24 protein-coding genes are annotated in these 24873 nt (G+C 34.4%); 10 read left to right on the forward strand and 14 right to left on the reverse strand.

Annotated elements, in window-relative coordinates; translation table 11 throughout:
- Nucleotides 1-331: 331 nt before the first annotated feature.
- A complete protein-coding gene (locus tag Dongsha4_RS13730; protein WP_330202916.1) occupies nucleotides 332-790 on the reverse strand; it encodes a hypothetical protein in 459 nt (152 codons plus the stop codon).
- Nucleotides 791-835: 45 nt separating this feature from the next.
- Entirely contained in the window at nucleotides 836-1303 is a 468-nt protein-coding gene (locus Dongsha4_RS13735; protein WP_330202917.1) for a hypothetical protein, read from the reverse strand.
- Nucleotides 1304-1476: 173 nt separating this feature from the next.
- Here Dongsha4_RS13735 and Dongsha4_RS13740 point away from each other — a divergent pair, with 173 nt between their 5' ends.
- Nucleotides 1477-2538 (forward strand): DUF362 domain-containing protein, encoded by a 1062-nt coding sequence (locus Dongsha4_RS13740; protein ID WP_330202918.1) that lies wholly within the window; start codon nucleotides 1477-1479, stop codon nucleotides 2536-2538.
- A 140-nt stretch (nucleotides 2539-2678) separates the two neighbouring features.
- Here the strand turns inward: Dongsha4_RS13740 and ftsH2 are convergent, their stop codons facing one another.
- Complete coding sequence (gene ftsH2, locus Dongsha4_RS13745; RefSeq protein WP_330202919.1) at nucleotides 2679-4559, reverse strand: ATP-dependent zinc metalloprotease FtsH2; 1881 nt, start codon at nucleotides 4557-4559, stop codon at nucleotides 2679-2681.
- 367 nt (nucleotides 4560-4926) lie between these two features.
- Between ftsH2 and Dongsha4_RS13750 the strand changes: the two genes are divergently transcribed.
- From Dongsha4_RS13750 to Dongsha4_RS13760, 3 genes are all read left to right on the forward strand, one after another.
- Nucleotides 4927-8646 (forward strand): DUF7149 domain-containing protein, encoded by a 3720-nt coding sequence (locus tag Dongsha4_RS13750; RefSeq protein WP_330202920.1) that lies wholly within the window; start codon nucleotides 4927-4929, stop codon nucleotides 8644-8646.
- Nucleotides 8647-8794: 148 nt separating this feature from the next.
- The gene (locus tag Dongsha4_RS13755) at nucleotides 8795-9568 is read left to right on the forward strand and encodes an ABC transporter permease (protein ID WP_330202921.1); all 774 of its coding nucleotides are present in this window, start codon (nucleotides 8795-8797) and stop codon (nucleotides 9566-9568) included.
- A 111-nt stretch (nucleotides 9569-9679) separates the two neighbouring features.
- Nucleotides 9680-10939 carry a sensor histidine kinase gene (locus Dongsha4_RS13760; protein ID WP_330202922.1) on the forward strand — a complete coding sequence of 420 codons (1260 nt, stop codon included), beginning with the start codon at nucleotides 9680-9682 and terminating at the stop codon, nucleotides 10937-10939.
- A 117-nt stretch (nucleotides 10940-11056) separates the two neighbouring features.
- On the opposite strand, the gene Dongsha4_RS13765 is transcribed toward Dongsha4_RS13760, so the two are convergent.
- Nucleotides 11057-11401 (reverse strand): ArsR/SmtB family transcription factor, encoded by a 345-nt coding sequence (locus tag Dongsha4_RS13765; protein ID WP_015220246.1) that lies wholly within the window; start codon nucleotides 11399-11401, stop codon nucleotides 11057-11059.
- A 322-nt stretch (nucleotides 11402-11723) separates the two neighbouring features.
- Nucleotides 11724-11978, reverse strand: a complete 255-nt coding sequence (locus Dongsha4_RS13770) for a DUF3134 domain-containing protein (protein ID WP_330202923.1) — start codon at nucleotides 11976-11978, stop codon at nucleotides 11724-11726.
- A 65-nt stretch (nucleotides 11979-12043) separates the two neighbouring features.
- Between Dongsha4_RS13770 and Dongsha4_RS13775 the strand changes: the two genes are divergently transcribed.
- Nucleotides 12044-12667, forward strand: coding sequence for a PAP/fibrillin family protein (locus tag Dongsha4_RS13775; RefSeq protein ID WP_425590802.1), 624 nt, complete (start codon nucleotides 12044-12046; stop codon nucleotides 12665-12667).
- A gap of 128 nt (nucleotides 12668-12795) precedes the next feature.
- Here the strand turns inward: Dongsha4_RS13775 and Dongsha4_RS13780 are convergent, their stop codons facing one another.
- Nucleotides 12796-13089, reverse strand: a complete 294-nt coding sequence (locus Dongsha4_RS13780) for a ferredoxin (RefSeq protein ID WP_330202925.1) — start codon at nucleotides 13087-13089, stop codon at nucleotides 12796-12798.
- A 563-nt stretch (nucleotides 13090-13652) separates the two neighbouring features.
- Here Dongsha4_RS13780 and Dongsha4_RS13785 point away from each other — a divergent pair.
- From Dongsha4_RS13785 to Dongsha4_RS13795, 3 genes are all read left to right on the forward strand, one after another.
- The gene (locus Dongsha4_RS13785; protein ID WP_330202926.1) at nucleotides 13653-14078 is read left to right on the forward strand and encodes a DUF2996 domain-containing protein; all 426 of its coding nucleotides are present in this window, start codon (nucleotides 13653-13655) and stop codon (nucleotides 14076-14078) included.
- Nucleotides 14079-14764: 686 nt separating this feature from the next.
- Complete coding sequence (gene hisD / locus Dongsha4_RS13790) at nucleotides 14765-16057, forward strand: histidinol dehydrogenase (protein WP_330202927.1); 1293 nt, start codon at nucleotides 14765-14767, stop codon at nucleotides 16055-16057.
- A 303-nt stretch (nucleotides 16058-16360) separates the two neighbouring features.
- A complete protein-coding gene (locus tag Dongsha4_RS13795; RefSeq protein WP_330202928.1) occupies nucleotides 16361-17110 on the forward strand; it encodes an SDR family NAD(P)-dependent oxidoreductase in 750 nt (249 codons plus the stop codon).
- Nucleotides 17111-17239: 129 nt separating this feature from the next.
- Here the strand turns inward: Dongsha4_RS13795 and Dongsha4_RS13800 are convergent, their stop codons facing one another.
- Nucleotides 17240-17419, reverse strand: a complete 180-nt coding sequence (locus tag Dongsha4_RS13800) for a transposase family protein (protein WP_330202929.1) — start codon at nucleotides 17417-17419, stop codon at nucleotides 17240-17242.
- A gap of 78 nt (nucleotides 17420-17497) precedes the next feature.
- Here Dongsha4_RS13800 and Dongsha4_RS13805 point away from each other — a divergent pair, with 78 nt between their 5' ends.
- Nucleotides 17498-17689, forward strand: a complete 192-nt coding sequence (locus tag Dongsha4_RS13805; protein ID WP_330202930.1) for a hypothetical protein — start codon at nucleotides 17498-17500, stop codon at nucleotides 17687-17689.
- Between the two features lie 50 nt (nucleotides 17690-17739).
- Here Dongsha4_RS13805 and Dongsha4_RS13810 read toward each other — a convergent pair whose 3' ends face one another.
- The 5 genes from Dongsha4_RS13810 to Dongsha4_RS13830 all read right to left on the reverse strand — a co-directional run bounded on the left by Dongsha4_RS13810 (nucleotide 17740) and on the right by Dongsha4_RS13830 (nucleotide 23169).
- A complete protein-coding gene (locus Dongsha4_RS13810; RefSeq protein ID WP_330202931.1) occupies nucleotides 17740-19968 on the reverse strand; it encodes a PBP1A family penicillin-binding protein in 2229 nt (742 codons plus the stop codon).
- Between the two features lie 190 nt (nucleotides 19969-20158).
- Nucleotides 20159-20524, reverse strand: coding sequence for a type II toxin-antitoxin system HicB family antitoxin (locus tag Dongsha4_RS13815; protein ID WP_330202932.1), 366 nt, complete (start codon nucleotides 20522-20524; stop codon nucleotides 20159-20161).
- 4 nt (nucleotides 20525-20528) lie between these two features.
- The gene (locus Dongsha4_RS13820; protein ID WP_330202933.1) at nucleotides 20529-20753 is read right to left on the reverse strand and encodes a hypothetical protein; all 225 of its coding nucleotides are present in this window, start codon (nucleotides 20751-20753) and stop codon (nucleotides 20529-20531) included.
- A gap of 191 nt (nucleotides 20754-20944) precedes the next feature.
- Nucleotides 20945-21910 (reverse strand): adenosylcobinamide-phosphate synthase CbiB, encoded by a 966-nt coding sequence (gene cbiB / locus Dongsha4_RS13825; RefSeq protein WP_330202934.1) that lies wholly within the window; start codon nucleotides 21908-21910, stop codon nucleotides 20945-20947.
- Nucleotides 21911-22032: 122 nt separating this feature from the next.
- A complete protein-coding gene (locus Dongsha4_RS13830) occupies nucleotides 22033-23169 on the reverse strand; it encodes a quinone-dependent dihydroorotate dehydrogenase (protein WP_330205443.1) in 1137 nt (378 codons plus the stop codon).
- Nucleotides 23170-23384: 215 nt separating this feature from the next.
- Between Dongsha4_RS13830 and Dongsha4_RS13835 the strand changes: the two genes are divergently transcribed.
- Nucleotides 23385-23678, forward strand: a complete 294-nt coding sequence (locus Dongsha4_RS13835) for a hypothetical protein (RefSeq protein WP_330202935.1) — start codon at nucleotides 23385-23387, stop codon at nucleotides 23676-23678.
- A gap of 222 nt (nucleotides 23679-23900) precedes the next feature.
- On the opposite strand, the gene Dongsha4_RS13840 is transcribed toward Dongsha4_RS13835, so the two are convergent.
- Both Dongsha4_RS13840 and Dongsha4_RS13845 read right to left on the reverse strand, forming a co-directional pair.
- Nucleotides 23901-24011, reverse strand: coding sequence for a hypothetical protein (locus Dongsha4_RS13840; RefSeq protein WP_015219177.1), 111 nt, complete (start codon nucleotides 24009-24011; stop codon nucleotides 23901-23903).
- Between the two features lie 69 nt (nucleotides 24012-24080).
- Nucleotides 24081-24805, reverse strand: a protein-coding gene (locus Dongsha4_RS13845; RefSeq protein ID WP_330202302.1) for an IS1 family transposase whose coding sequence is annotated in 2 segments (ribosomal slippage) — nucleotides 24081-24481 and nucleotides 24481-24805 — 726 coding nt in all. Because the reading frame shifts where the segments join, the coding sequence is not laid out codon by codon here.
- Nucleotides 24806-24873: the final 68 nt, after the last annotated feature.

Consider the following 24873-nt stretch of genomic DNA (forward strand, 5'->3'; position numbering starts at 1 on the left):
GGTTTATTCTAAAAACTGTTGTCTGAGCAAGAATTATTCATTCAAGTTTATCGGTGGTCGGCTACGCCGCACCTTCGGTGACCAGACACTTTTTGATGCGATCTGAAGGGTTGAGGCCACTGAATGAGAATGATTATAGAGTAATGGAGATCAAATTGCAATTGTTTTTATATTTACATTTTTATATTTATAGAGACTATCAATGAAAGTATTGATAAATAAACAATTCAGACTTCTTGAAAAAGAAACGAATACCTAACCTTCAGTTTTAAAGGCAATTTTCTGGTGGTTTTAAAGTATTACTATAACTTGAACTTAACTCTAAATCTAGTTATTGATTTTTTAATTTAGATACTTGTTGTTCTAACTGATTTTGCTTAGATTCGATCGCATCTAACTTATTTAAAATTAGTTGATAAAATTCTTCTTTAAGAGTATCTTGTTGATTATTTTTCAGCAATGATTTTCCTAAGATAAAAGGTGATTTAAAAACAGATAACCACAGTTGCACTAATAATGAAGGAATCATCTGAATTACTCCCCAAATAGTTAAAACTAAAGTTATTATGACAATAATAGAGATAAGGGGATGAGAAACAAAAAACCCAATGATAGGATGATTTTCCACCCAATTATTCCACAAAGATTCTAGGCTGGATTGAACATTTTTTGACATTGCATCGGTCAAATTATTGGAACTATTAATAGCTCTATCTCCTAACTCTTTAAGCATATTTTTACTTGTTTCTAAACTGTTATTTATGGTGTAATTAGTAATATTTGATAACATAATTTTTAGTTCAATATAATTGAATATATAAAAGAAAAAATAAATTTAATTTGGTAAAAGTTGTCGGAAAAAATCGTTAACTTCTTCCTCATGAATTGGGCTAAAAGCAGAGTCATCCCAAATAACAGAAGCCTTATAATGTTTGTTATTAACTATTTCCCAAGCTATTCTGGTAACATGATTGCGGGAATTTAAATTTCGATGCCAGTGTATATCAACTTCAAAAATAATCCCACCTCCATCTCTAGGAGCAACAAAAATGGGTCTAGTATAATCATAAGTACCCCAAGGATGTGATATTAATAAAGCTAATTGACCAATACTATCTCTGGTACTGTTGAGGCGGTTTTGAATCTCTTGAGAAAAATTTTGAGGATTTTTGCTGAAATTGGTTTGCTCTTGATTCCATTCCAGAGAAGAAAACAAAGATAAATTACCAGCATGGGCTTCTTGAACAGGTATAAAACAAAGCAATAAAATCAATAAGAAACAGACAATGTTTTTCTTTGACATAGATAATAAATTCTTTTAGCTCTTATTGATCTATCAGTCTCATTTTTCTGATTTATGCAGTAATTTAGAAATTTTCTCCCACGAATTTAATTAATTTGTGCTTTTGCTCGATAAACTTCCAAGATTTCAAATAATGTTCGTTATCCTAGAAAAAAGTTTCTAATTCTTCAATTATGCCTTCAGATAGACCTTTACAAAGAAGACAAGTCTTACGTTTAGCAACTTTAGCCACTGGTGCATCTTTATTTCCTTCGGCTTGTCGTGCTATTAATTCAACTGTTGCCGATAACAAGGTAACGGCTCAATCTGCCTCATCTTCCCCTTTAACTCCGCCTCAAATAAGTAAAGTGGTACTGGTTTATAATGAGGATCGTTCTGCAGGTACTCGTCAGGCATTGGATCTTTTACAACCCAGTGACTTAAAGGGTAAAACTGTTTTTCTTAAGCCTAACTATAATACTGGTGATCCCGCTCCTGCGGCTACTGATAGTCAACTTTTAGAAACCTTGATTCAAGAATTTCAAGGCGCTGAAGTAGGAGAAATGACCATCGGCGATCGCTCTGGAATGGCAGATACTCGCCAAGCGATGGAACAAAAAGGGGTTTTTCAGTTAGGAGAAAAATACGGTGTAAAAACCCTTGTTTTTGATGAAATGGAAGCCGAAAAATGGCAATATATATCTGCGGAAGGAACACACTGGCAGAAGGGCTTTGCCTTTGCTCGTCCTATCTTAGACTCAGAAGCAATTATCAACACCTGTTGCTTAAAAACTCACCAATATGGAGGACATTTTACCCTTTCCCTCAAAAATTCGGTGGGAATGGTCGCAAAATATGTACCGGGAGACTCCTTTAACTATATGGGAGACTTACATTCTTCTCCTCATCAACGGTTAATGATTGCAGAAATTAATCAAGCCTATAAGCCTTCTCTTGTTCTTTTAGACGGGGTGGAAGCCTTTGTTAACGGAGGACCTGCATCAGGGAAAAAAGTCCGCTCCAATGTCATTTTAGCAGGAGTCGATCGAGTTGCAATAGATGTAGTTGCGATCGCCTTACTTCGTTTATTAGGTACAACTCATCAGGTATCTAATGGATCAATATGGGAGTTAGAGCAAATCAAAAGAGCCGTTGACTTAGGATTGGGAATAGGTCAAAGTGAACAAATAGAGTTTATTACACCCGATGCAAAAAGTAGGGGTATCGTTGATCAAATTCGACCTTTAATTACTTAAGAAACCTCAGTTTGGTTTAAGTAAGAATATCCGATAAGGTTAGGTGTCAGGTTGCAGGTTGTAGGTTACAGATTAAGCACAAAAAAAGGGTCTTAGAAAAGCTAAAACCCCTAAATTTTATCGAGAGATAATGTAAATTTTTACAGTTGAGGAATAAACTGTTCTTTTTCGGGAACTTCGGTGTATTCTGCCACAATTTGGCGGAATTCTTCCCCATCAATGGTTTCTTTTTCGATCAATAAATCCACAAGGCGATCGATCACTTCACGGTTATCACGAATAATTTGCCTTGCCATTTTATGACCATGTTCGGCAATCATCTTAATTTGTCCATCGATACGAGCGGCACTTTCTTCGGAGTATTCGGCACGACTCATTAAGCCACCACCTAAGAATACTTCTCCCCCTTGCCCTTCCAGAGAAAGAGGTCCTAATTCACTCATCCCGAAACGAGTTACCATTTGACGAGCCATACCTGAAACCTGTTGTAAATCACCACCAGCACCAGTGGTTACTTCGTCATCGCCAAAGATTTCTTCCTCGGCGGCACGGCCTCCCATTGCCCCTGCAATTCTAGCCATTAATTGAGCTTTGGTGATTAGTCCTTGCTCTTCGTTAGGGGTAAACCATGTTAAACCTTGGGCTTGTCCACGAGGAATTAAGGTTACTTTCTGGACAGGATCATGATCTTTTAATAATGTACCTACGATCGCATGACCTACTTCATGATAAGCAATCAGACGTTTACTCTTACTATCCACTAAAGGAGTGCCTTCCATCCCTGCAATGACACGATCAACCGCATCATCGATTTCCGCCATAGTAATTTCAGGTTTACGACGACGGGCGGTTAAAATTGCCGCTTCATTGAGTAAGTTCGCTAAATCTGCACCACTGAATCCGGGGGTACGACGTGCGATCGCTTCTATGGAAATTTCGGGGGCGATTTTTTTGTTACGGGCATGAACTTCTAAAACGCCGACTCTACCTTTGAAATCGGGGGGATCAACCATGACTTGGCGATCGAATCTTCCGGGACGCATTAACGCACTATCTAACACATCAGAACGGTTAGTTGCCGCAATGACGATGATACCAGTATTGCCCTCAAAACCATCCATTTCTGTTAATAATTGGTTTAAGGTTTGCTCTCTTTCATCGTTACCGCCACCGATACCAGCACCTCTTTGTCTGCCCACAGCGTCAATCTCATCGATAAAGATTAAACAAGGAGCGTTTTCTTTTGCTTTTTTGAACAAATCACGGACACGGGATGCACCTACACCCACAAACATTTCTACAAATTCAGAGCCAGAAATGCTGAAGAAAGGAACACCTGCCTCTCCTGCGATCGCCTTTGCTAAGAGGGTTTTACCAGTTCCCGGAGGACCTACTAATAAGACACCTTTAGGGATTCTTGCACCAACAGCAGTAAATTTTTCAGGCTGTTTTAAGAAAGTAACAACTTCTTGTAATTCTTCTTTTGCTTCATCAATACCTGCCACATCATCAAACATGACACCGGTTTTTGCTTCCATCATGAAACGGGCTTTAGACTTACCGAAATTCATGGCTTGTCCAGGTCCACCCGGCATATTACTAGAACGACGGAAAAGGAAGAATAAAGAAGCAATCAACAATACAGGAAAGACTAAATTACCTAAAATACCCCAGATAGCCCCTTCATTACGCATGGGGTGAGAATCAAAGTTAACTCCTGCTTCTCTTAACTTGGTGACTAACTCAGGAGAAGTACCGGGTAAATCAACTCTTAATCTTTGTACTTGATGTAACTCAGGATCGATCGCTTCTACAATTGCAGTACGACCACCTTCATACAAATCAACACTGCTGACTCTACCCTTGTCTAAGTATTCTAAAAATCTACCATAGGTCATGCGAGTACTAGCAGTATTAGCTGTGTTACCCACATTAGTCGCAAAACTTCCTTGCCAAATGAAAAATCCTATTACTAAAAAAGGAATTGTCCATAATAGGACTGTACGCCACGATAATTTCATATTTTCTTATTTTGTTTATTTGCAAAAGGGTATAAGTTGTTAACTTATTTTATCTTTTCTGCTTTTTATATTTATTTATTGTAACAACTATTGCTTAACTAAACTTAACATAATTCTCATTTTGGTGACAATTCGGTATTTACACCAAGGGGATTGAATTTGGGTTCGGAGTTCGGAGAGTTCGCTTCGCTCATGCACTCCCTTCGGTCGTGAACGGAGTTCGAGGTTAAAATTAAATGAGGATTTTTGCACCGTATTTCGGGCATAAGACCCCGATTTCTGGAAATGGCTACGGTGTATTTGTGCAAGATGTGCATTATATATTACAATTAGATGAATAGTTAAAATCCTCACCCATGATTAATCAATGAAAACGATTCTTCATAGTCTAAATAAAGCCTTTTTAAAAGTCAAACCCTCACGACAAGAAATTAATCAATTTAAACAGAATTTACAAGAATTATACATTCAAATTAACACTAATTTAAGCGAAACAGAAGAATATCATAAAAACAATTTATCTAACTTTTTTAAACAGACTTATTACCATCCTAACTATTATATAAACACTAAAGAAAGCCATGATTTAGTTATTCATAATGGCAAAAATGCTCAATCATCTGTAGGGGTAATTATCGAAGCTAAAAGCCCCACCAACACCCAAGAAATGATTAATAAGCAAAAATTTAATAGTAAATCATTACAGCAACTTCTTTTTTACTATTTACAGGAAAGAGTTATTAATAAAAACCTAGAATTAAAGCATTTAATTATTACTAATTCTCTTGATTTTTATGTTTTTCCTGCCACTTTATTTGAAAAATTATTTTATCAAGAAAAAAAACTTATTAAATTATTTGATGATTTTAATAATAAATTATTATCTAGTAGTAATCGTAATTTTTTCTATCAAGAAATTGCTAAACCTGCGATTAATCAGGTAGAAAATGAGTTAAAAGATAACTGTATTCATTTTACTTTAAATAATTTCTATAAAAAAGAAGATGAAAAAGAGTTGATTGTTTTATATAAATTTTTCTCTCCTCAACACCTTTTAAAACAACCTTTTGCCAACGATAGTAACAGTTTAGATCAAGGTTTTTACAGCGAATTATTACACATTATTGGATTAGCAGAAGTTAAACAGGGAAGCAAGAAAATTATTCAAAGATTACCCGAAAATCAACGGCATTCCGCTTCATTGTTAGAAAATACTATTAATCAGTTAGATATTAGCGAAAAAGTCCATTATCTGCAAAATCCTGAAGAATACGGCGAAAATTATCAACAAAGACTCTTTAATATCGCTTTAGAATTAGTTATTACATGGGTTAACCGCATTTTATTTCTTAAACTTCTTGAGGCGCAACTAATTCGCTATAACTCTCCTGTCTCACTGGTAGAGGAGTTGGGGGCGAGGGTTGATTTTAATTTTCTCAATAGCAAAATAATTACTAATTTTAATGAGTTAGAATGTCTCTTTTTTCAGGTATTAGCAAAACAATATCACGAAAGAAAAGCAGATATTCAAGCTAAATTTAACCATATTCCTTATCTTAATAGTTCACTTTTTGAAGTAACGGTTATTGAAAGACAAACTATCGGTATTAGTAGCTTAAATTATCATACAGAATTAGATTTATATGCCCATACTGTTTTAAAAGATAGTCAAGGAAAACCTCTTACTCAACCGCAAAAAACCCTTGATTATTTATTTAACTTTCTTTCTGCCTATGATTTTAGTAGTGAGGGCAGTTTAGAAATTCAAGAAGATAATAAAACTCTCATTAATGCTTCGGTATTGGGGTTAATCTTTGAGAAAATTAATGGTTATCAAGATGGTTCTTATTTTACCCCCGGTTTCATTACTATGTATATGTGTCGGGAAACTATTCGCCGTGCTATTGTCGATAAGTTTAATCAAATTAAAGGATGGAATTGTCAAACTATTGATGATTTATATGACAAAATCGAGGATAAACAAGAAGCTAACCAGATTATTAATAGTATCAAAATATGTGATCCTGCGGTGGGTAGTGGACATTTTTTAGTTTCGGCTTTAAATGAAATTATCGCCCTGAAGAGTGAGTTAAATATTTTGCTTGATAGGCAAGGGAAAACTATCAAAAAAACTGATTATTTTGTCACGGTGGAAAATGATGAGTTAATAGTAACGGATGAAGATAATAAACCTTTTGCTTATAATCCTAACAATCGAGAATCAAGACGGATTCAAGAGGCTTTATTCCATGAAAAACAAGTGATTATTGAAAATTGCTTATTTGGGGTAGATATAAATATTAATTCGGTGAAAATATGTCGTTTGCGTCTCTGGATTGAATTGCTAAAAAATGCCTATTATATTATTCCTAATGTTATCTCTTCACAAGAAAATTTGATCCCCCCTAACCCCCCTTCAAAAGGGGGGGAAATACCTCTGCAAACTTTACCGAATATTGACATTAATATTAAGTGCGGTAATTCTTTAATTAGTCGTTTTGATTTAAAGGATAGTATTTCGTCACCGAAGGTAAAGCGTCAAATTGCTGAATATAAGGAGGCGGTGAAAGCCTATCGTAATCCTGAGAGTAAGCAAGAAAAGTTACGGGTTGAAAAGGTAATCAATGAAATTAAGGCAAGTCTTAGCAGTGAGATTACGGGAGTTGATGCTATTTCTACTCGTTTACGGCAGTTGGAAGGGGAGTTAAATGGTTTAGTTAATCAAACTTCTTTGTTTGCTGAAACGGCGAAGGAGAAAAAGGCTAGAGAGAAAAAGCAACAGCAGTTAGAAAAGGAGATTAATAAATTACGGTTGGAGAGAGAAGATAAAAGGGATAATCGTATTTATCAAAATGGTTTTGAGTGGCGTTTTGAGTTTCCTGAAATTCTCGATGACAATGGGGATTTTCTCGGTTTTGACATCATCATCGGTAATCCTCCTTATGGGGTTAAATTAAGTAAAGAAGAAAAGCAGTATTTACAAAATAAATTTACCAATCAAGATTATCAATTAGATACATATTTGCTATTTATGGAACAAGGTTTAATTCTTTTAAAAAATAATGGGGAGTTTTCTTATATTATTCCAAATACTTGGTTATTTAATCTTAAGTATAAGAAAATTAGAAAATTCTTGATTGAAAAAACTAAAATTAATACGATTGCCCATTATAAAAAGGCGGTTTTTCAAGATGCAACTGTTGATACTCAATCTCTGCTATTGTCAAAGCAAAATTTTGATAATCAAAATCAGAGGATTGAAATTAGAATATATAATAATCAAGAAGAATTTATCGTTAATGAGCAAAATCAGTTAGACTGGCATAAATTACAAGGAGATACAGTCAATATTTTTTTAAGTAAAGAATTACTTAATCTGAAAACTAAAATTTCTGAAAATTGTCTTAATTTAGGAGATTTATTTAATGTCGTTGTCGGTTTAAAACCTTACGAAAAAGGAAAGGGTAAACCTCCTCAGACAAAACTAGATGTTGAAAAAAGAATTTACGATGCAGATTATAAAATTGACTCAAGCTACAAGAAACTTTTAAGGGGTAGTGACATTAATAAATATTCTAATAATTGGCAAGGTGATAGATGGTTAAAATATGGAAATAATTTAGCTGCACCCAGATATTCTGCTAATTTTAATGCAGATGAAAAAATAATTGTTAGACAAACTGGTGACACATTAATTGCAACTATCGATACAGAAAAATTTATTTGTATGAATAATCTTCATGTTATTACCTATGATAAACAAAAAAATAATTTTAATTTAAGTTTCAAGTACATATTAGCCTTAATAAATTCTCAATTATTAGACTACTATCACTATATGATGAATCCAGAAAAAGGAGAAGCATTAGCAGAAGTAAAAAAAGAAAATTTAGAAAAATTACCTATTAAAATCATTTCAGAAGAAGAAGAAAAACCATTTATCGAAATAGTGGAAAAAATATTAGAGAAAAAAAGAGAAAATCCTGAAGCAGATACAAAGGAATTAGAGAGAAATATAGATGAAATGGTTTATAAATTGTATGAATTGACGGCGGAGGAAATCGCTATAGTTGAAGGTGATTTATAGGTTAAGGTTGTTTTTCGTCTTAACTTGACAATTTAAACTCCTAACTAGGGTTTTCTTTTAAGTATCTTGGGGTTAAAATTACTTTATGGTATTCCTTAAAGGATTGCTATTTAAAGTCTTTTATTGTTGATGAGAGAATGAACTAATCATGAATATAAGCCGTATTTTTGCGATCGCAACTAATGGTTTTCGTGAAGTAATTAGAGATCGTATTTTATATGTTATCGGTTTGTTTGTCCTCATTTTGGTGTTAGCGTCTCGCATTCTTCCCCCCATTGCGGTTGGTGCGGATGGAAAAATTTTTCTTGATTTAGGTATCGGTGGTATCAGTTTATTAGGCGCGATCGTGGCTATATTTGTAGGTACTGGGTTAATTAATAAGGAGATTGAGAAAAAAACTGTTTTAATTCTTGTGCCTAAGCCCATAACGAATACAGAATTTATTGTCGGAAAACACTTAGGTTTATCTACGGTGCTTTTGGTGTTAGTTGCTGTCATGACGATTACTTATTTTGCTCTTATGGCGATGTTGGGTATTGCTTTCCCTTTAGTTAGTCTTGTAGTTGCGATCGCATTTATTTTACTAGAATTAGCCCTATTAACCGCAGTGGCTATGACTTTCGGGGTTTTCACTAGCTCGATTTTAGCAACTCTCCTCAGTTTTGGGGTCTATATTATGGGACATTTGAGCCGAGATCTATTACAATTAGGTAGAATCACTGAGAATCCCAGCATCGAAAAAATTACAAAAGCATTATTTTTAATCTTACCAGATCTGGAGAGACTCAATTTAAAAAATGAAGCTGTTTATAATATCTTGCCTTCTACAGGAGAATTATTAAGTAGTGTTGTTTACGCAATTTTGTATATTGTTTTGCTGTTAACAATTAGTATTTTAATTTTTTCTCGGAGGCAATTTTAAACAGTTATCAAGGTTAAAACCTAGAAAAAATCTAGGGGTGTCGATGTATAAATTATATACTTCGTTTAACTATTCACCTTAGATGTTTAACTGAATAAATAATGAAAACTTATGTCCTACAATATTGTCATAGAAGATAATGATGTCATAGATAACAATCAAAATTTAGGTAAAAATAATTCTTTATTATTCTTGCTAGAAACAGCAGAAAATTTAGAAGACTTTTGCAACTCTTGCGTAAATACTATTTCTGAATTAATTGAAGTAAAAAATATTATTATTTGTCAACAGTTAACAGAAAATGAAGATGAGATAAAAATTATATATGATCAAATATCCCTAGGAGAAAGAGAAAACAAATTAGAAGTTATCAAAAAAAGAATTAAAGATGAGTTAATTTTCAATCAAAATTATAGTTGCTACACAAATTTTATTGAAGATGAAAAACAGAAAAATAATGAAAATATCTATATTATTCCCCTAATTTTTAAAAAGTATCATCTAGGTTATTTATATATAGAAACAGAATTCAATAAACAATATATAAAAAATAGAATTAAAGAAATTGATACCATTGCTAAATATATTACCTTATATCTGTATAATCAAACCCTTGAAGAAAAACAAGAAACCCTAAAAAAAGAAGAAGAAAAACTCAAAGAAAATCAGAGAAGTCAGAGCCAATATATCTCCCACATGAATCATGAATTAAGGACTCCCATTGCCGCAGTAATTGGATTTGCAAAAATGTTACAGCAAAGACTATACGGAGATTTAAACCCAAAACAGGCTCAATATATAGATGCAATTTACCAATCAGGAACATATCTCTTAGAATTAATTAGTGACTTATTAGACATCAGCAAAATACAAGCAGAAAAAGAAGAATTATTTATTGAAAAAATCCTTGTAAATGAGCTTTGTGAATCATCTTTAGCACTAATAAAAACAAAGGCAGATGAACAGAAATTAGACTTAAATTTAGAGATAAATCCAGACATAAGTTATTGTTTTGCAGATCAAAGACGCATTAAACAAATATTAGTTAATCTTCTTTCCAACGCAGTTAAATTTACAGAAAAAGGCTCTATAACTCTTAAAGTTACTCAAGTAAAAAATAATCTAATTTTTCAAGTTATTGATACAGGTATTGGCATAGATAAAGAATCTCAAAGTAAACTATTTAAACCTTTCTCTCAATTACAAACTCACCTGCAAAAAAAACATAGAGGTAGCGGTTTAGGATTAGTAATTTCTCGTGAATTAGCAAGGCTTCATGGGGGAGATATTACCCTAACATCAGAAACAAATAAGGGAAGTTGTTTCACTCTTTATTTACCGATAAATCTAAAGCCCTCAGTGATAAGCTAAGACTTATCTAAATCAGAAGATGATTGACAACAAGTACAGGGCAAAGATGAATAATTAATAACCTTTAACTCCTAACTCATCTTCCCTAATACCCAAACACCTCATCTCCCTAAAACCTTAATTTTTCTTCGCTATAGGTAGGTTACGAAACTTCAAAGCCTGTTTCTCAATTTTGTCGGCTAAGTGATTACAAACTAAATGGGATAAATCGAAAATCAAAGAATCTTCAATATAATAGTAAGCAGAAGTACCATCAGGACGACGATTGATAATACCTGCCTGAAACATTATTTTTAAATGTTTAGAAACATTTGCCTGACTGGTTTTTGTCGCTTCAACTAACTCTTGTACACATTTTTCTCCCTCCCCTAACAAATTGAGAATTTGTAAACGCATGGGATTACTGAGAATATTAAAATATTCTGCAACTTGTTCTAATACTTCTGGAGGTACGGGTTTCATGGATTAATCAAAAATAGAGAATAAATAATTAGGAGAGAGAGTTGGAAAGTGAATCTTAATCTTAATCTGCAATCTGGAATAAGTATTTCTACGCAAAATTGATCATAATTAATTAGGAAATTAGTTTTGGGCAAACTTTCTTAAAAAATTAGCAATCAATCAATAATTATTTCATTTTTTACTGTTTATCGTCAATTATTTACGATTTATTTTTTTCAACACTCCAATTTTTTATACTCTAACCTATCACTTATTAATTATTACTTACTACTAATTTAGTTTATTTTTTCGTTTTTCTTCTATTTTTTATATCTATGGGAATTTAGATAATATCAGCATCATCATCATCAAAATCATCTAATTCATCAGGATCGAATTCATCTTCTTCACCTTCAATTAAATCACTGATTTCCTCATCTTCAGTGACGGTGGTTTCAACTAATCTATCTTCTCTTTCTTCTCTATAGATAATGCGGTCATTTGCTTCTAACCAATCTAAAAGAGACCCATCTTGTTTTAGAGGTATAACTGGTGCAGGTTCATAGCGTTTCTCTTTACGCAAAGCCGGATTTTTCATAAACTATTTAATAGTTAAATGTTGAGCAATATATGATTATAGCATCTGTTAAAATATAAGTCATGATTAATTATAAAAAAGAATTGTTACAGGCGATCGCAGGTAAAAATCGAGGTTTATTAGCGACAGAAAAAGATAAAGTACAAATTCTTACTGCAGTAGAACGTTTAGAAGATCATAACCCAACGGCTGATCCTTTAGACAAACCAGACTTACTCAATGGTGATTGGAGACTTCTATACACTACCAGTAAAAGTATTTTGGGTTTGGATAACTTGCCTTTTGTCAAATTAGGAGAAATTTATCAGTGTATTCGCACAGAGGGAAGTAAAGTTTATAATATAGCTGAAATAATGGGATTACCTTTTTTGGAAGGACTTATCAGCGTAGCGGCGAAAATTGATACAGTGTCGAGTAAAAGAGTCAACGTCCGTTTTCAGCGTTCTATTATTGGCTTACAAAAAGTTTTGGGCTACATTTCCCCCAGAGATTTAATTAATAAAATTGAAATGGGCAAAGTCTTTCCTGCAGTGGACTTAAATTGGGGTAATTTTCCTTGGAGCGATCGCAATTTGTTATTTAGTAGCGACAAAAATGAAGGAGGATGGCTAGAAATTACCTACTTAGACGAAGATTTAAGAATTGGTAGAGGAAACCAAGGTAACGTATTTATCTTAGAAAAATGTTAACTAAGTTATGACCAAAAGCACCTTGCTGGGGATAGGAGTCAGGAGTCAGAAGTCAGGAGTCAGGATTAACATAATTCCCAACGCCTACAACCAAACACCTAACAACCTATAGGAGAAAAACGAGTAAATTAGTACAAGTCTTCTTCTTTATGGGTTTCAATTTTACAATCAGAAGTAGGATAAGCAACACAAGTTAAAACATATCCAGCTTCGATTTGATCATCATCTAAGAAAGACTGATCAGATTGGTCAACAGTACCCTCAACGATTTTACCAGCACAGGTAGAACAAGCACCAGCACGGCAGGAATAAGGTAAATCAATACCCTGTTCTTCAGCAACATCAAGGATATACTCATCATCGGGTACTTCGATAGTTTGTTCGCCGTCGGGAGTAATTAAAGTTACATTATAAGTTGCCATATTCTATTTCCTTTGATGAACAATTAACAAAAAATTTTCCGTACTTTTTAAAGTAGGTCTAATAAGAATAGTAAAGGATAAATGGTTAATATTCTATACACATTAAAAATGAAATTGTTTTCTCAGAATATAATAAGTTTTGTTAATTATATAAGATTAAGACGAAGTCAGTTATTTAAAAGATTTATATTTTTTATATGCTTTATTTAATAAGGCTTTTAAAGATATATACGTTAGAATGGACAGAGAAATAGCCCAACTATAGACTATTAAAAATACTTATCATTAATCTTATTTATCTTATCGGAGTTAAAAAAAATGAGGAGTTGCTCTTTGCTTTTTTCTCAACCCTCGTTCATGTGTGTTTATACTCACTGTTTCCACATAACTTAATCTAAGTGAGGGTAAGCAATAGGTAACAGTTTTCTTGTGGCAGAGCAATTATGACTTTGGATAGTATAATTCCGTTAGTGAGCATTCCTTACTGAATATAATTGCGAAGAATAAAGGTTAAGTTAAAAATATTAGTTAAAGTAAAATAAAATTATCACAGAATAAAGATAATGACAGAAGAAACAAAAACAGCACCAACTAAACCAGCGAAAAAAGCTAAACCCCCTGCTTTAGAGGACAAACCCTTTGAGGAGTTTATGTCAGAACATTTCACCCCCAGTTTAGAAAAAGCCCTAACTGAACAAGGATTATCAGAAGTGAAATTAGAGTTTAAAAAAGCAAAAATTCCCGTCACAGGCTATGAATCTAGTCCTGAGTGTTGGCAGATAATCGGGGAATTGGGCGATCGCACTTTTTATTTATACTTTTTAGAGGAAGATATTAGCGGACAAAAAGCATTTTCCTGTACCACCAAAGGGGAAAAACCTAGCACCTTAGAATCATTCATGATTGATGAGCGTAAAGTAACTCTTGACTTAATGGTTTTATTTACTTTAAAACGTCTCAACGGTCAAAAATGGTTAGCTAGAAATTAATTAACCTGATTTACAGCAAAGTTAAAAGGGCAAAGGCAATAAACAATTAGTAATTAGTAACTTCAGCACTTTAAGAATTAATTTCTCCCCAACTCCCCAATACCCCAATACTTATCGCCCCGATTTCCCCCCCCTCTATTCATCAGGGGTGTTTCAAAGTAGAAATACAAAAACGCTAAAACTATTGCCAGTAAAAGAATATAGGGTTTTAGAGCTTTGAGGATTAAGAAGTAGTTAAAAATGTTGAGATTATCAATTTATAACCATAAACCATTAAAAACTATTGCAAGAGTGCCTATTCCCTAACTGAGTTCGATGAAAAAAGTATCGAAAAATAAAGCGCCCTCGAGTTATCATCGAGCCAATTTTGGAATAAAAAATTATTAAATTTAGGAAAAACTCATTTAAAATCAATTTATTCAGCTTTTTTGTCAATAATTATTACTTTTAACTCCGTTCACGACCGAAGGGAGTGCATGAGAGCAGCGAACTCTCCGAACTCCGAACTCCGAACTCCGAACTCAGGTATTCCCTGCCTTAACCAAAAAATTTTAGAATGAAACAGCCCTGCCCTCTATTCATTACCTATTATCTATTACTCATTACCTGTTTTCCCCAAACAACCCCTCAACACTGCTATCATAAAACAAATAGTTTAAGGTTTATATTAGTTTGATAGAATCTAAATGTTGCGAATAATAACAGACCAAGGCGAAGCACGACAAGAATTGCAACGGATTAGTGAGCGGACTTATCATGAAAACATAGAAACACAATCGGCAACGGTGCGAGAAATCATCGCTACAGTCAAGAAAAATGGCGATCGCGCCCTTTTAGAATATACAGAAAAATTTGATGGACAAGTAATCCCACCCGAAAAACTTAAAGTAAGTGGCTCAGAAATTGATGCGGCTTATCAGCAGATTTCTCCAGATTTACTTCAGGCAATAAAATTGGCGGCAACAAAAATTGAGGCTTTTCACCAACAACGCACCCCCAAATCATGGGTACAATTTGCTGAGGATAACGTGGTATTAGGCAGACGTTATACCCCCGTTGATAGAGCAGGTTTATACGTACCGGGGGGCAGAGCTTCTTATCCTAGCACCGTGCTAATGAATGCCATACCTGCTAAAGTTGCCCAAGTGCCTCGTATTGTGATGGTAACACCCCCCTCTGAAGGCGGTAAAATCAACCCCGCAGTTTTAGTGGCCGCTAGTGAAGCAGGAGTAACAGAAATTTATCGAGTAGGTGGAGCTCAGGCGGTGGCCGCTTTGGCTTATGGTACGGAAACTATCCCTAGAGTGGATGTCATCACTGGTCCGGGAAATATATATGTAACTTTAGCAAAGAAAGAAGTATATGGTAGAGTTGGCATTGATTCTTTGGCAGGCCCCAGCGAAGTTTTAATTATTGCGGATAGTCAAGCGAATCCAGTTCATGTGGCTGTTGATTTATTAGCCCAAGCAGAACATGATCCTATGGCGGCGGCTATATTAGTTACAGATAGCGAGTTATTAGCTCAACAAGTCCAAGCCGAAGTTGCCCAACAGTTAGAAAACCATCCCCGTCGCACTCTCACGGAAAAAGCGATTGCCCATTATGGGGTAATTATTATTGCTGACAATCTAATCGAAGCCGCCGAACTATCAAACTTATTCGCTCCCGAACATTTAGAGTTAGAAGTAGAATCTCCTTGGGATTTAGTAGAGCATATTCGCCATGCAGGGGCTATTTTCTTGGGTAATTCTTCTCCTGAAGCGGTGGGAGATTATTTGGCAGGGCCTAATCATACTTTGCCAACTTCTGGGGCGGCTCGTTATGCTTCTGCTTTAGGGGTAGAAACTTTCATGAAATACTCAAGCATCATTGAATATAGTCCATCTGCTTTACAAAAAGTGTCTAAGGCAATTATTGATTTAACTATTGCAGAGGGTTTACCATCCCATGGCAATTCAGTGAAATATCGCACAAAATAACCAAACTATTTCCACTATATAAACTCTTTTATCTGTTGAGTTTTAAGAGTTATCAGGTATCAGGTTGTTGAGGGTTCGAGGTTCGGGGTTCGGAGTTAAGAATTATTAATTATCAACTATTTACCTTTGCCCTTTGCCCTTTGCCCCTTGCCCTTTTCGCTATTACTCATAGATGAAAAATTATCCTAAACTTAGGTTAGGTTAAGAAAAAGCAATCAATTTTAGGTTATTCAGAGAAAACTAAATTAAAACATCTTTAATGTTATAAATAGTTAATTTAATTCTTGACTTTATAAATTTTGAATGGGTAAAAATATTTTAGTTATTGGTGGAAATAGGGGCATTGGCGAAGGATTTGTTCATCAATTGATGTCTCGCTCTGATGTGGGAAGTCTTTTTGTTACTTACCGTTGTCGTGAAACTGCTCAAAATTTATTTAATCTTGTTGACTTATATCCCCAAAAAATTATTCCCCTTGAAGTTGATGTAACCCAAGAAGGTGCGATCGCATCTTCTTCAAAAACAATTCAATCTCATGTGGACAAACTTCATTTAGTCATTAACTGTGTTGGCATTTTACACGAGGAAAACTTATTTCCTGAAAAGAGTTTAAAACATATCAATTCTGATAATTTACTCCGCTACTTTCAAGTAAATACTATTCCCACTGCTTTATGGGCAAAACATCTCATACCCCTGTTTAAACACTCAGAAAAAACTATTTTTGCGATTATTTCTGCAAAGGTGGGTAGTATAGAAGATAATCGTCTCGGTGGCTGGTATGGCTATCGTACCTCGAAAGCGGCTTTAAATATGCTCATCAAAAATATTGCCATTGAATATAATCGGATAGTCAAAAACACCATAGTGGTAGCCTTACACCCCGGTACAACCGATACCAATTTATCTCAACCTTTTCAAGCAAATGTATCCCCAGAAAAATTATTTTCCGTTGAAAGATGCACTCAACAGTTACTATCCATAATCAATCATCTCACCCCAGAAAATAACGGTCAATTTGTAAATTGGGATGGTAATATTTTGCCTTGGTGACACTGTATCCCTTCAAACGGCTTTGTTGCATGAATTAATAAATAGGGAATTTTGTTTCAACAGGTGCGATGTCAGCGAAGCTGCGGCACTGCTCGATCACACAACCCTTGTATTTATTTGTTGAGAGCTTCAACTAAGTTGTTTACTTTTACCATATTCTTCAATTTCTACCCAAGAGTCGGCACCACAAATTACCGACAGAATTATTAATGCTACAATGTCAACTAATTTATGTTCAATTAAGTAACTGGTTCGTGGATCTTCAATATTTTCAAAATGTTTCCACAGGTATGATTTCTCAGAAATCACGGCTATTAATTCCCTCTATAATCTTTACTATATTACTTTCTCATAAATTTTTAGTATGCGTTTGCCCTGTATATTAATATGTGTTTTGCCATCATTAGCTTTGAAGATGTTACCGATGAAACCAAAGAAAATATCAGTAACTTTTTAGAGTGGTTTACTGTTCAGGGTTTTTATGCTGAAGCATTCACCTTTATTAAGGGTAGCTTCGATCGCACCGACAGTGAACATTTGCAGAATATTTGTTACTATGTTATCAACTTTAAAAATTAGTATTTTGTAGAGTCAAATCAAGTAGTACAATTAGAAAATACAAGTGTTAATTATAAGACTTTTTTCATATAATTACCCCATAATAAAGCCGCTTGAGAACTACTACTGTTTGTGGGAGAATTATCGTCATTACCTAGCCAAACTCCTGTCAAAATATTATTTTTTGGCACATAACCAATAAACCACAAATCAACTCCTTTATTCGTTGTGCCAGTTTTTCCTGCTTCCCGTTTCCCTAAATAAGCGATTCTACCAGTCCCTGAAATTGTGACCTGTTGTAACATTCTATTCATAGTTTCGGCTGTAGTTTTTTTTATCGCCTGTTTTTGCTCATCTCCATTTTCGTTAAAGCGATATACTTCCCGACAGGTAGTATGATTATCAAAATCTTCACAATCTCTACCATCCCGAATTACCTTGATAGCATGGGGTTTTGACCAAATTCCCTCATTGGCAAAAGCAGTATAAGCCCCCGTAATTTCTAAAACGTTAACTTCATTCTGTCCCAATATTAACCCCGGCACTGGATTTAAGGGAGATTCAACTCCTAACTTTTTTGCCATATTCACCACAGAAGATAAACCCACATCTTTGGCTACCCTCAAAGCCACAGAATTTTCGGATTGGGCTAGGGCTTGAGTCATGTTTGTCGCACCTCCTGTTCTTTCACAGGCTTTATATTGAAATCCTTGCCATAGCAATGGTGCACAAGAATAGGTTTTAGAGGCACTTATCCCGCTCTCTAGGGCGGCTGAATAGGCAAATACCTTAAAAGTTGACCCCGGTTGTCTTTGGGCTTGAGTAGCTCGATTAAACTGGCTTTCGTTGAAGTCTTTTCCTCCCACTAAGGCAATTATTTCTCCATTTTTACTATTTAAGGATGCGATCGCACCTTGGGAAAAGTTATGGGATTTACCGTTGCTATCAATATGATTTTTGAGGCTTTCTTCAGCAATAGTTTGAATTTTGGGATTTAAACTGGTTTCAATAATAAAATCTCCCTCTTGGGTGAGATCATCCCCTAATAATTCTCTCATTTCTTGGAAAACGTAACTATAATAATAAGGGGCAATTACTTGAGATAAAGTTTGTCTAGCTTTGGGACTAATTTCAATGCGCGATCGTCTTGCTTGGGATGCTTCTTCATTACTTATCATGCCCAAATTTTGCATTCTGGCAATGACACGGTTACGTAAATTAACGGCGGTATCATAGTCTTGCACGGGATTATAGGCATTAGGAGCAGGTAAAATTGCTACTAGAGTCGCTGACTCGTTGATGTCTAATTCTCTCGCTGACTTATCAAAATAAAATTGTGCCGCATCTTCAAAGCCATATAAATTGATACCCAAATACACCCGATTCATATAGGTTTTGAGAATCATATCTTTGCTGTAAACCGCTTCTAATTTCGTGGCTACAACCATTTCTCGCCATTTTCTTGCCAAATTATTTTCCCTACCCACCGCAGGATATAAACTTCTCGCTAACTGTTGAGTAATGGTACTTGCACCTTGCCTTCCTCCTTCTTGATTCACTAATACTGCTCGAATAATACCAAGAGGATCAACGCCAAAATGCCAATAATAACGACTATCCTCAGAAGCAAGTAAGGCTTGGGGTAAATAAGGAGAAAATTCTTTGAGACTTTCTAATTCCCGATGGGGGGATTCTATACGAGGAGAAAGTAAAGTTTTACCATCTTCTGCATAAACTACCGTTGAACCTCCTGTATGATCAGGAATAGGATGAACTTGGTATTGACTCCACTGCAAACTCATGAAACCTAATATCAACAATAAGCCCACACTGGTGCTAAGTAAACCATAACGAGCAAATAATACCCAGTTAGCAGGGGATTTATCGTAACGAATTTCGATCGCTTCTGCTAACTCTGGAGGTCCTAAAGTGATAAGATCATTATGGAAAAGATTAAGGGATTGATAACGTTTGCCACCACAATATACCCCATTAGTGGAATTTAAGTCCTTAATAATAAACTGCTGAGGGTTATTTTCATCTCTTTCAATCACGCAGTGAGTTTGACTAATAATCGGACTGCGGATAACAATATCACAATTTTTACTACTACGTCCTATGATATAGCGATCGCCCAATAGAGGATATACTTGAGGTCTTTTTTCTTGACCATTTTTAACATGAATAGAGGGTACTTTTGCATTTGCCTTAAGCACGGGAAAATGTACTTGTGCCTGAATTGTTTGCCAAATCCCCGTAAATGCTTGAGAAAAAGAATTGCTATTTGATTTGTTACCCATATATCTTTAATAAGGAATTATTAATTAGAAATTTGTAATTAGCTTTTATAAGTTAGTCACTATCGTTTTAAGAATACTTAATTAAATAGCTTAAGTAAGTAATGGCTTAAGTAAGTTCAAAAAATTTATGCCTCATTTTACCGAGACAATGACATTGGGACATGAATTATGAAGTTAACTATTCACAAAATTAAGAAGCAATCTTAGTTTCCTTTTTAGTCAAACTTTCTTCTAACAATGAATTAATTAAACTATTTATACTTATATTCTCTTTCTGTGCCAATGTTTCTAAACGTTGGTATAAATTTTCAGGTATTTTTTGAAAAAAATTATCATTATTTTTTCTACCACTAAAAGGTTTAGGAATAGGAAAACCAGTACTTTTTAAAGCATTAATTGTTTCTTGTAAAGCATCCAAACCGTTTTTCATTGCTTCCTCTGGAGTTTCACCGTCAGAAATACATTCATTAAAATCAGGGAAAGAGATTAAATAGCCACCACCTTCTTCTTCTGTTAATGGTTTTATTTCAAAGGGATATAACAATAAATTATTCATAACTCTAATTCTCTACAAAATTGATGAACTTTTTTATATAAATTGGCTTAATTGGACGATGTGCAGGTATTGGTAATGTTTTTCCATCACTTCTAATAAAAACCACATGAGAAGTGCCTTTTTGTCTCCATTCTATACCATAAGTTTGTGCTACAGTTTTCACATTTTCAAGCCACCAATTGTGAGGATTGAGTTTCATTTTTGCTAAAATTCTATCTACTTTACTCATTAATTAATATTTTGAGAATAGGTCGCTATCTTTGTTCAAGATACAATCAGTTTATCTATTTTTTCGTACATATCTCTCAATCTCAGATCTTGCATCTAGCTAAAAATGGAATGATGAAGATAGGGAAAAGTTAATAGGTAAAGGTTTGAGTTAGTTTTTAGAATTAATAAAAAAGGAAAGTTTAATGCGTTTTAGCTTAGAGATAAATATGTTATAGAAAATATTAAAACTCCTAATAATAACCATAATAAAAAACAAGAACGAGTTAAAAATAAAGCCTTTTTAATTACTTTTTCATCAATTTCTCTTTCAGGCTTTCCCAACAAAGGTTTAAACTTTTTCACCCCTTGATAACTATTTTCACCTCCCAATTGCACCTTCAAAATAACAGCATAAATACCTTCACTCCAACCAGAATTAGGGCTAGGGTCTTGTATGGCATATTTTCGACATTCTTTCATGTTATAAATAGGATTTAAAGAAATCAAGCCTAAAGTTAACACTGTTAAACGACAAGGCAACCATGTTATATAGTCTTCCAATTTCGCGCTAAACCAGCCTATATCTTGATATGGTTCTCTTTTATAACCTATCATTGAGTCTAAGGTGCTTAATGTTTTATATGCGATCGCACTTGGTACACAACCAACTATAGGAATAAAACTTCCCAACAAAGCATAAAATAAGGGTGCAGTAACTCCATCAGTAGCATTTTCCGACACGGTTTCTAAAACTGCCCGATAAATTTCCTCAGTGGATAAATTATCTGTATCCCTACCCACATAAAAACTGAGACGATGTCTAGCTTCGGATAAATTATTCTCTTTTAAAGCCGATAAAACATCTTCCGCCGCATCTGATAGGCTTCTACCTGCAAAACAACTAGCTAATAAGATAACTTGAAAGACAAACCCCAACCAAAAATTAACTCTTGATAGTAAATAGATAATTAACCAAGTAATTACCCCACTACCCAAAACCAAAACTAAGCCCAAAATAACTCCTGCTATTTTCCTAACAGTTTTATTCTCAGTTTGGTGAATGACAAAATTAACCGATTTTTGGATTATCCAACCTATCAACTGCACAGGATGAAACCAATTTTTCGGATCGCCGATAAGATAGTCTAAGATAGAAGCCAACCAAATAATGGTCATAAATTTAATTAGCAATGACGATAAAGCAACGAGTAAAGGTAATTAATTAGTTACCCCCCAATACCCCAATACCCTAAGCCCCTATTTCCTCCTCATCCCTTAAAACCTCAAACTCCTAACTCTTACCCTATGCCCACTGCTTGAGATAAATTATCTAAGCCCTTTTCTTTCAACTTTTGGCTTAATCCCTGTAAAATATCGGGTACAATCCAAGGACCTTGATAAACCCAACCACTATAGAATTGTAGTAAAGTAGCCCCGGCGGTGATTTTTTCCCAAGCGGATTCAGTGTCAAAAACCCCTCCCACCCCGATAATGGGTAATTTTCCCTCTGTTTCTCGATAAATAAAGCGAATTACTTCGGTTGAGCGTTGTCTTAAGGGTAAACCACTGATTCCCCCTGCTTCTTCGGTGATTGGCTTTCCTGTTTCATTTAATATTTTTGTTTGTAATCCTTCTTTTTTGATGGTTGTATTAGTTGCAATTAATCCTGAAAGTTGATATTGCTGAGATACCTTGATAATTGACTTAATTTGCTCATTTTCTAGGTCTGGGGCGATTTTAACTAAAATTGGTTTTTCTCCCTGATTATGGCTTTGCAAAGTGTCTAAGATTGGCTCTAATTGTTCTCCTCCCTGAAGCGATCGCAATCCTGGCGTATTAGGAGAACTTACATTAATTACAAAATAATCAGCATGGGCTTTTAAGACCTGAAAACTTTTTAAATAGTCTTCTTTTGCGTCATTTAACTCTGTTATTTTCGATTTACATAGGTTTATCCCGATAGGAATAGTTCTTTCTTGTTTTTGCCACGTTTCTTGTAACCTAAGTGCGATCGCCTCTGCTCCTTGATTATTTGCCCCCATACGATTTAATAAAGCCTTATCCGCAGGTAAACGAAACATCCGAGGCTTAGGATTACCCCCCTGACTATGGTAAGTAACAGCCCCCAACTCGGCAAAACTAAAACCAAAACTAGACCAAATTCCAGCCCCCTGCGCATTTTTATCAAATCCCGGCGCTAAACCTAAAGGATGAGCAAAATTAAAATTCCAGAGAGACTGAGAAAGATGAGGATAATTAACGCAAAAAGAATTTTCTAACTGTTGAATAGTCCATCTCCCCCAAGTTTTATCTCGTTGAGATTGAATCGTATGAAGAATATTAAGGGCTTGATTGTGAGCAGACTCTGGATTTCCCTTTAAACTAGCAAAAAAAAGTGGATAAAACGGTTTAAAAAGATTAAGCATAGTAATAATATTTTGAGGTTTTTTATTAAAGTTTATTTAACTTAATTAACCATTGAGAAAAAGTTGAGATATGTTAAGCAATAGTTAAATAAATCTAAAACGTAAACTGAATAAAAATACAAGTTGATCTTGAATATAACTGGTTTTTAGCTCAAAAAGCCTTGATCCCAAGTAAGTAATAATAAGGAAAGATAAAAACAACCGATAAATTTTACCTTAAAAAGATGACACATAATAACCAATGTACTTCAGCTTGTCGATACTGTCGATTTTATTCTCCAGAAGGGAGACGAGGGGGAATGTGTTCTCAGCTAGGAGTTTCCGTGAAAGCTCATTGGAAATCATGCCATTTTGCATCCCCTGTTTTCGACAATAATTGGCAACCTTTACCAGATATTGCTTTGCTAGAAAAATCATTTTCTTTAGGATGTGCAACTCCTCAAGTTAATTTTACTATTGAACCTAACAAGGTGACGGAAAGTCATGTTAATTCCACAGAAGAAATTGTTTCTAATTAGTTTGATTTTATTTACAGCAAGTTGAAATCTAACCAATAACCATATTGAGAAAAAAAGGGAGTAAAAAGAATTATTTTACAGTTATTTATCTGATAACAAAATGCTGTAAATTTCGGCGAAACTTTTGGCATTATCTTTCCAGTGTTTATTGTCAAAACTAGAGTATTTTAGTCTGCTGATTCGATGAAAAAGATAGTCAACTATTCTCATCAACTTATTTGATTATTTATTCATTGTATTAACCCCTTGAAACAACATCACTAAACCAGCAATAACAATTACAAGGGCAATAATTCCTAAAATTAAGTCTAATTGGCTATTATCTATCATCATCAATATAATATTTAAAATATTTAAAGGGTAAAAAGTTTTTTGCTTATTATTAAATAATTTTCGAGAGCTTCAACTAAGTAATGTTAGTCTTTGATTTATTAACGAATCGATCGTTCCATTTACTCTAAATTTTGCAAATAGTCCCATTGTTAAATCCACCATTTCTATTGATTTTGATACTACTTTTGTTTTTCTATGAAAGCGAGCAAACCAATGACGATTATCGGAATTATTTCTTTCTATGGCTATAGTTTCGCTTTTTGTCATCACATGATACGCATCTGGATGTTTAGATAATAACTCTTGGTACGGTTTCCAATCATCAGTACAGTAGACTGTTACATCCCATTTTAGTAATCTAATTAAAAGTTTTTTGAGGGTTTCACTATCACGCTTTCCCAATTCCCAGTCGATAAGTCTGTTAGTATTACGGTCATAAGCTTTCCAGATCCATAACTTGTTTTTTTTGACTCTATAAAATGCCAAAGTTCATCTAGTTCCACAACCACCGCTTCGCAGGGTTCAGGCTTTTCATAATTTTCTAGTGCCAAAGCTCTAATCCAATTTAAAATAGTCTGAGCAGAAACATTGAGAAGCTTTGCGATCGAATTCATAGACATTCCACTGCAATACAGAATTGCTGTTTCTAGTTTCATCCACATAGGTTTACCTCGATCAATCTTATCAGTGGTGAACTGATAGTTACAGTGCTTACATTTAAACCTTTGTTGACCACGAGCAAAACCGTTTTTGATGATTTTAGTATTATGACATCGAGGGCATTGATGAGACATGGTTAATTAATGATGATAGGATCAGTCTATATCATAACATTACTTAATTGATACTCTCTAATTTTCTT

This window comes from Cyanobacterium sp. Dongsha4 (assembly GCF_036345015.1).
Classification (GTDB): domain Bacteria; phylum Cyanobacteriota; class Cyanobacteriia; order Cyanobacteriales; family Cyanobacteriaceae; genus PCC-10605.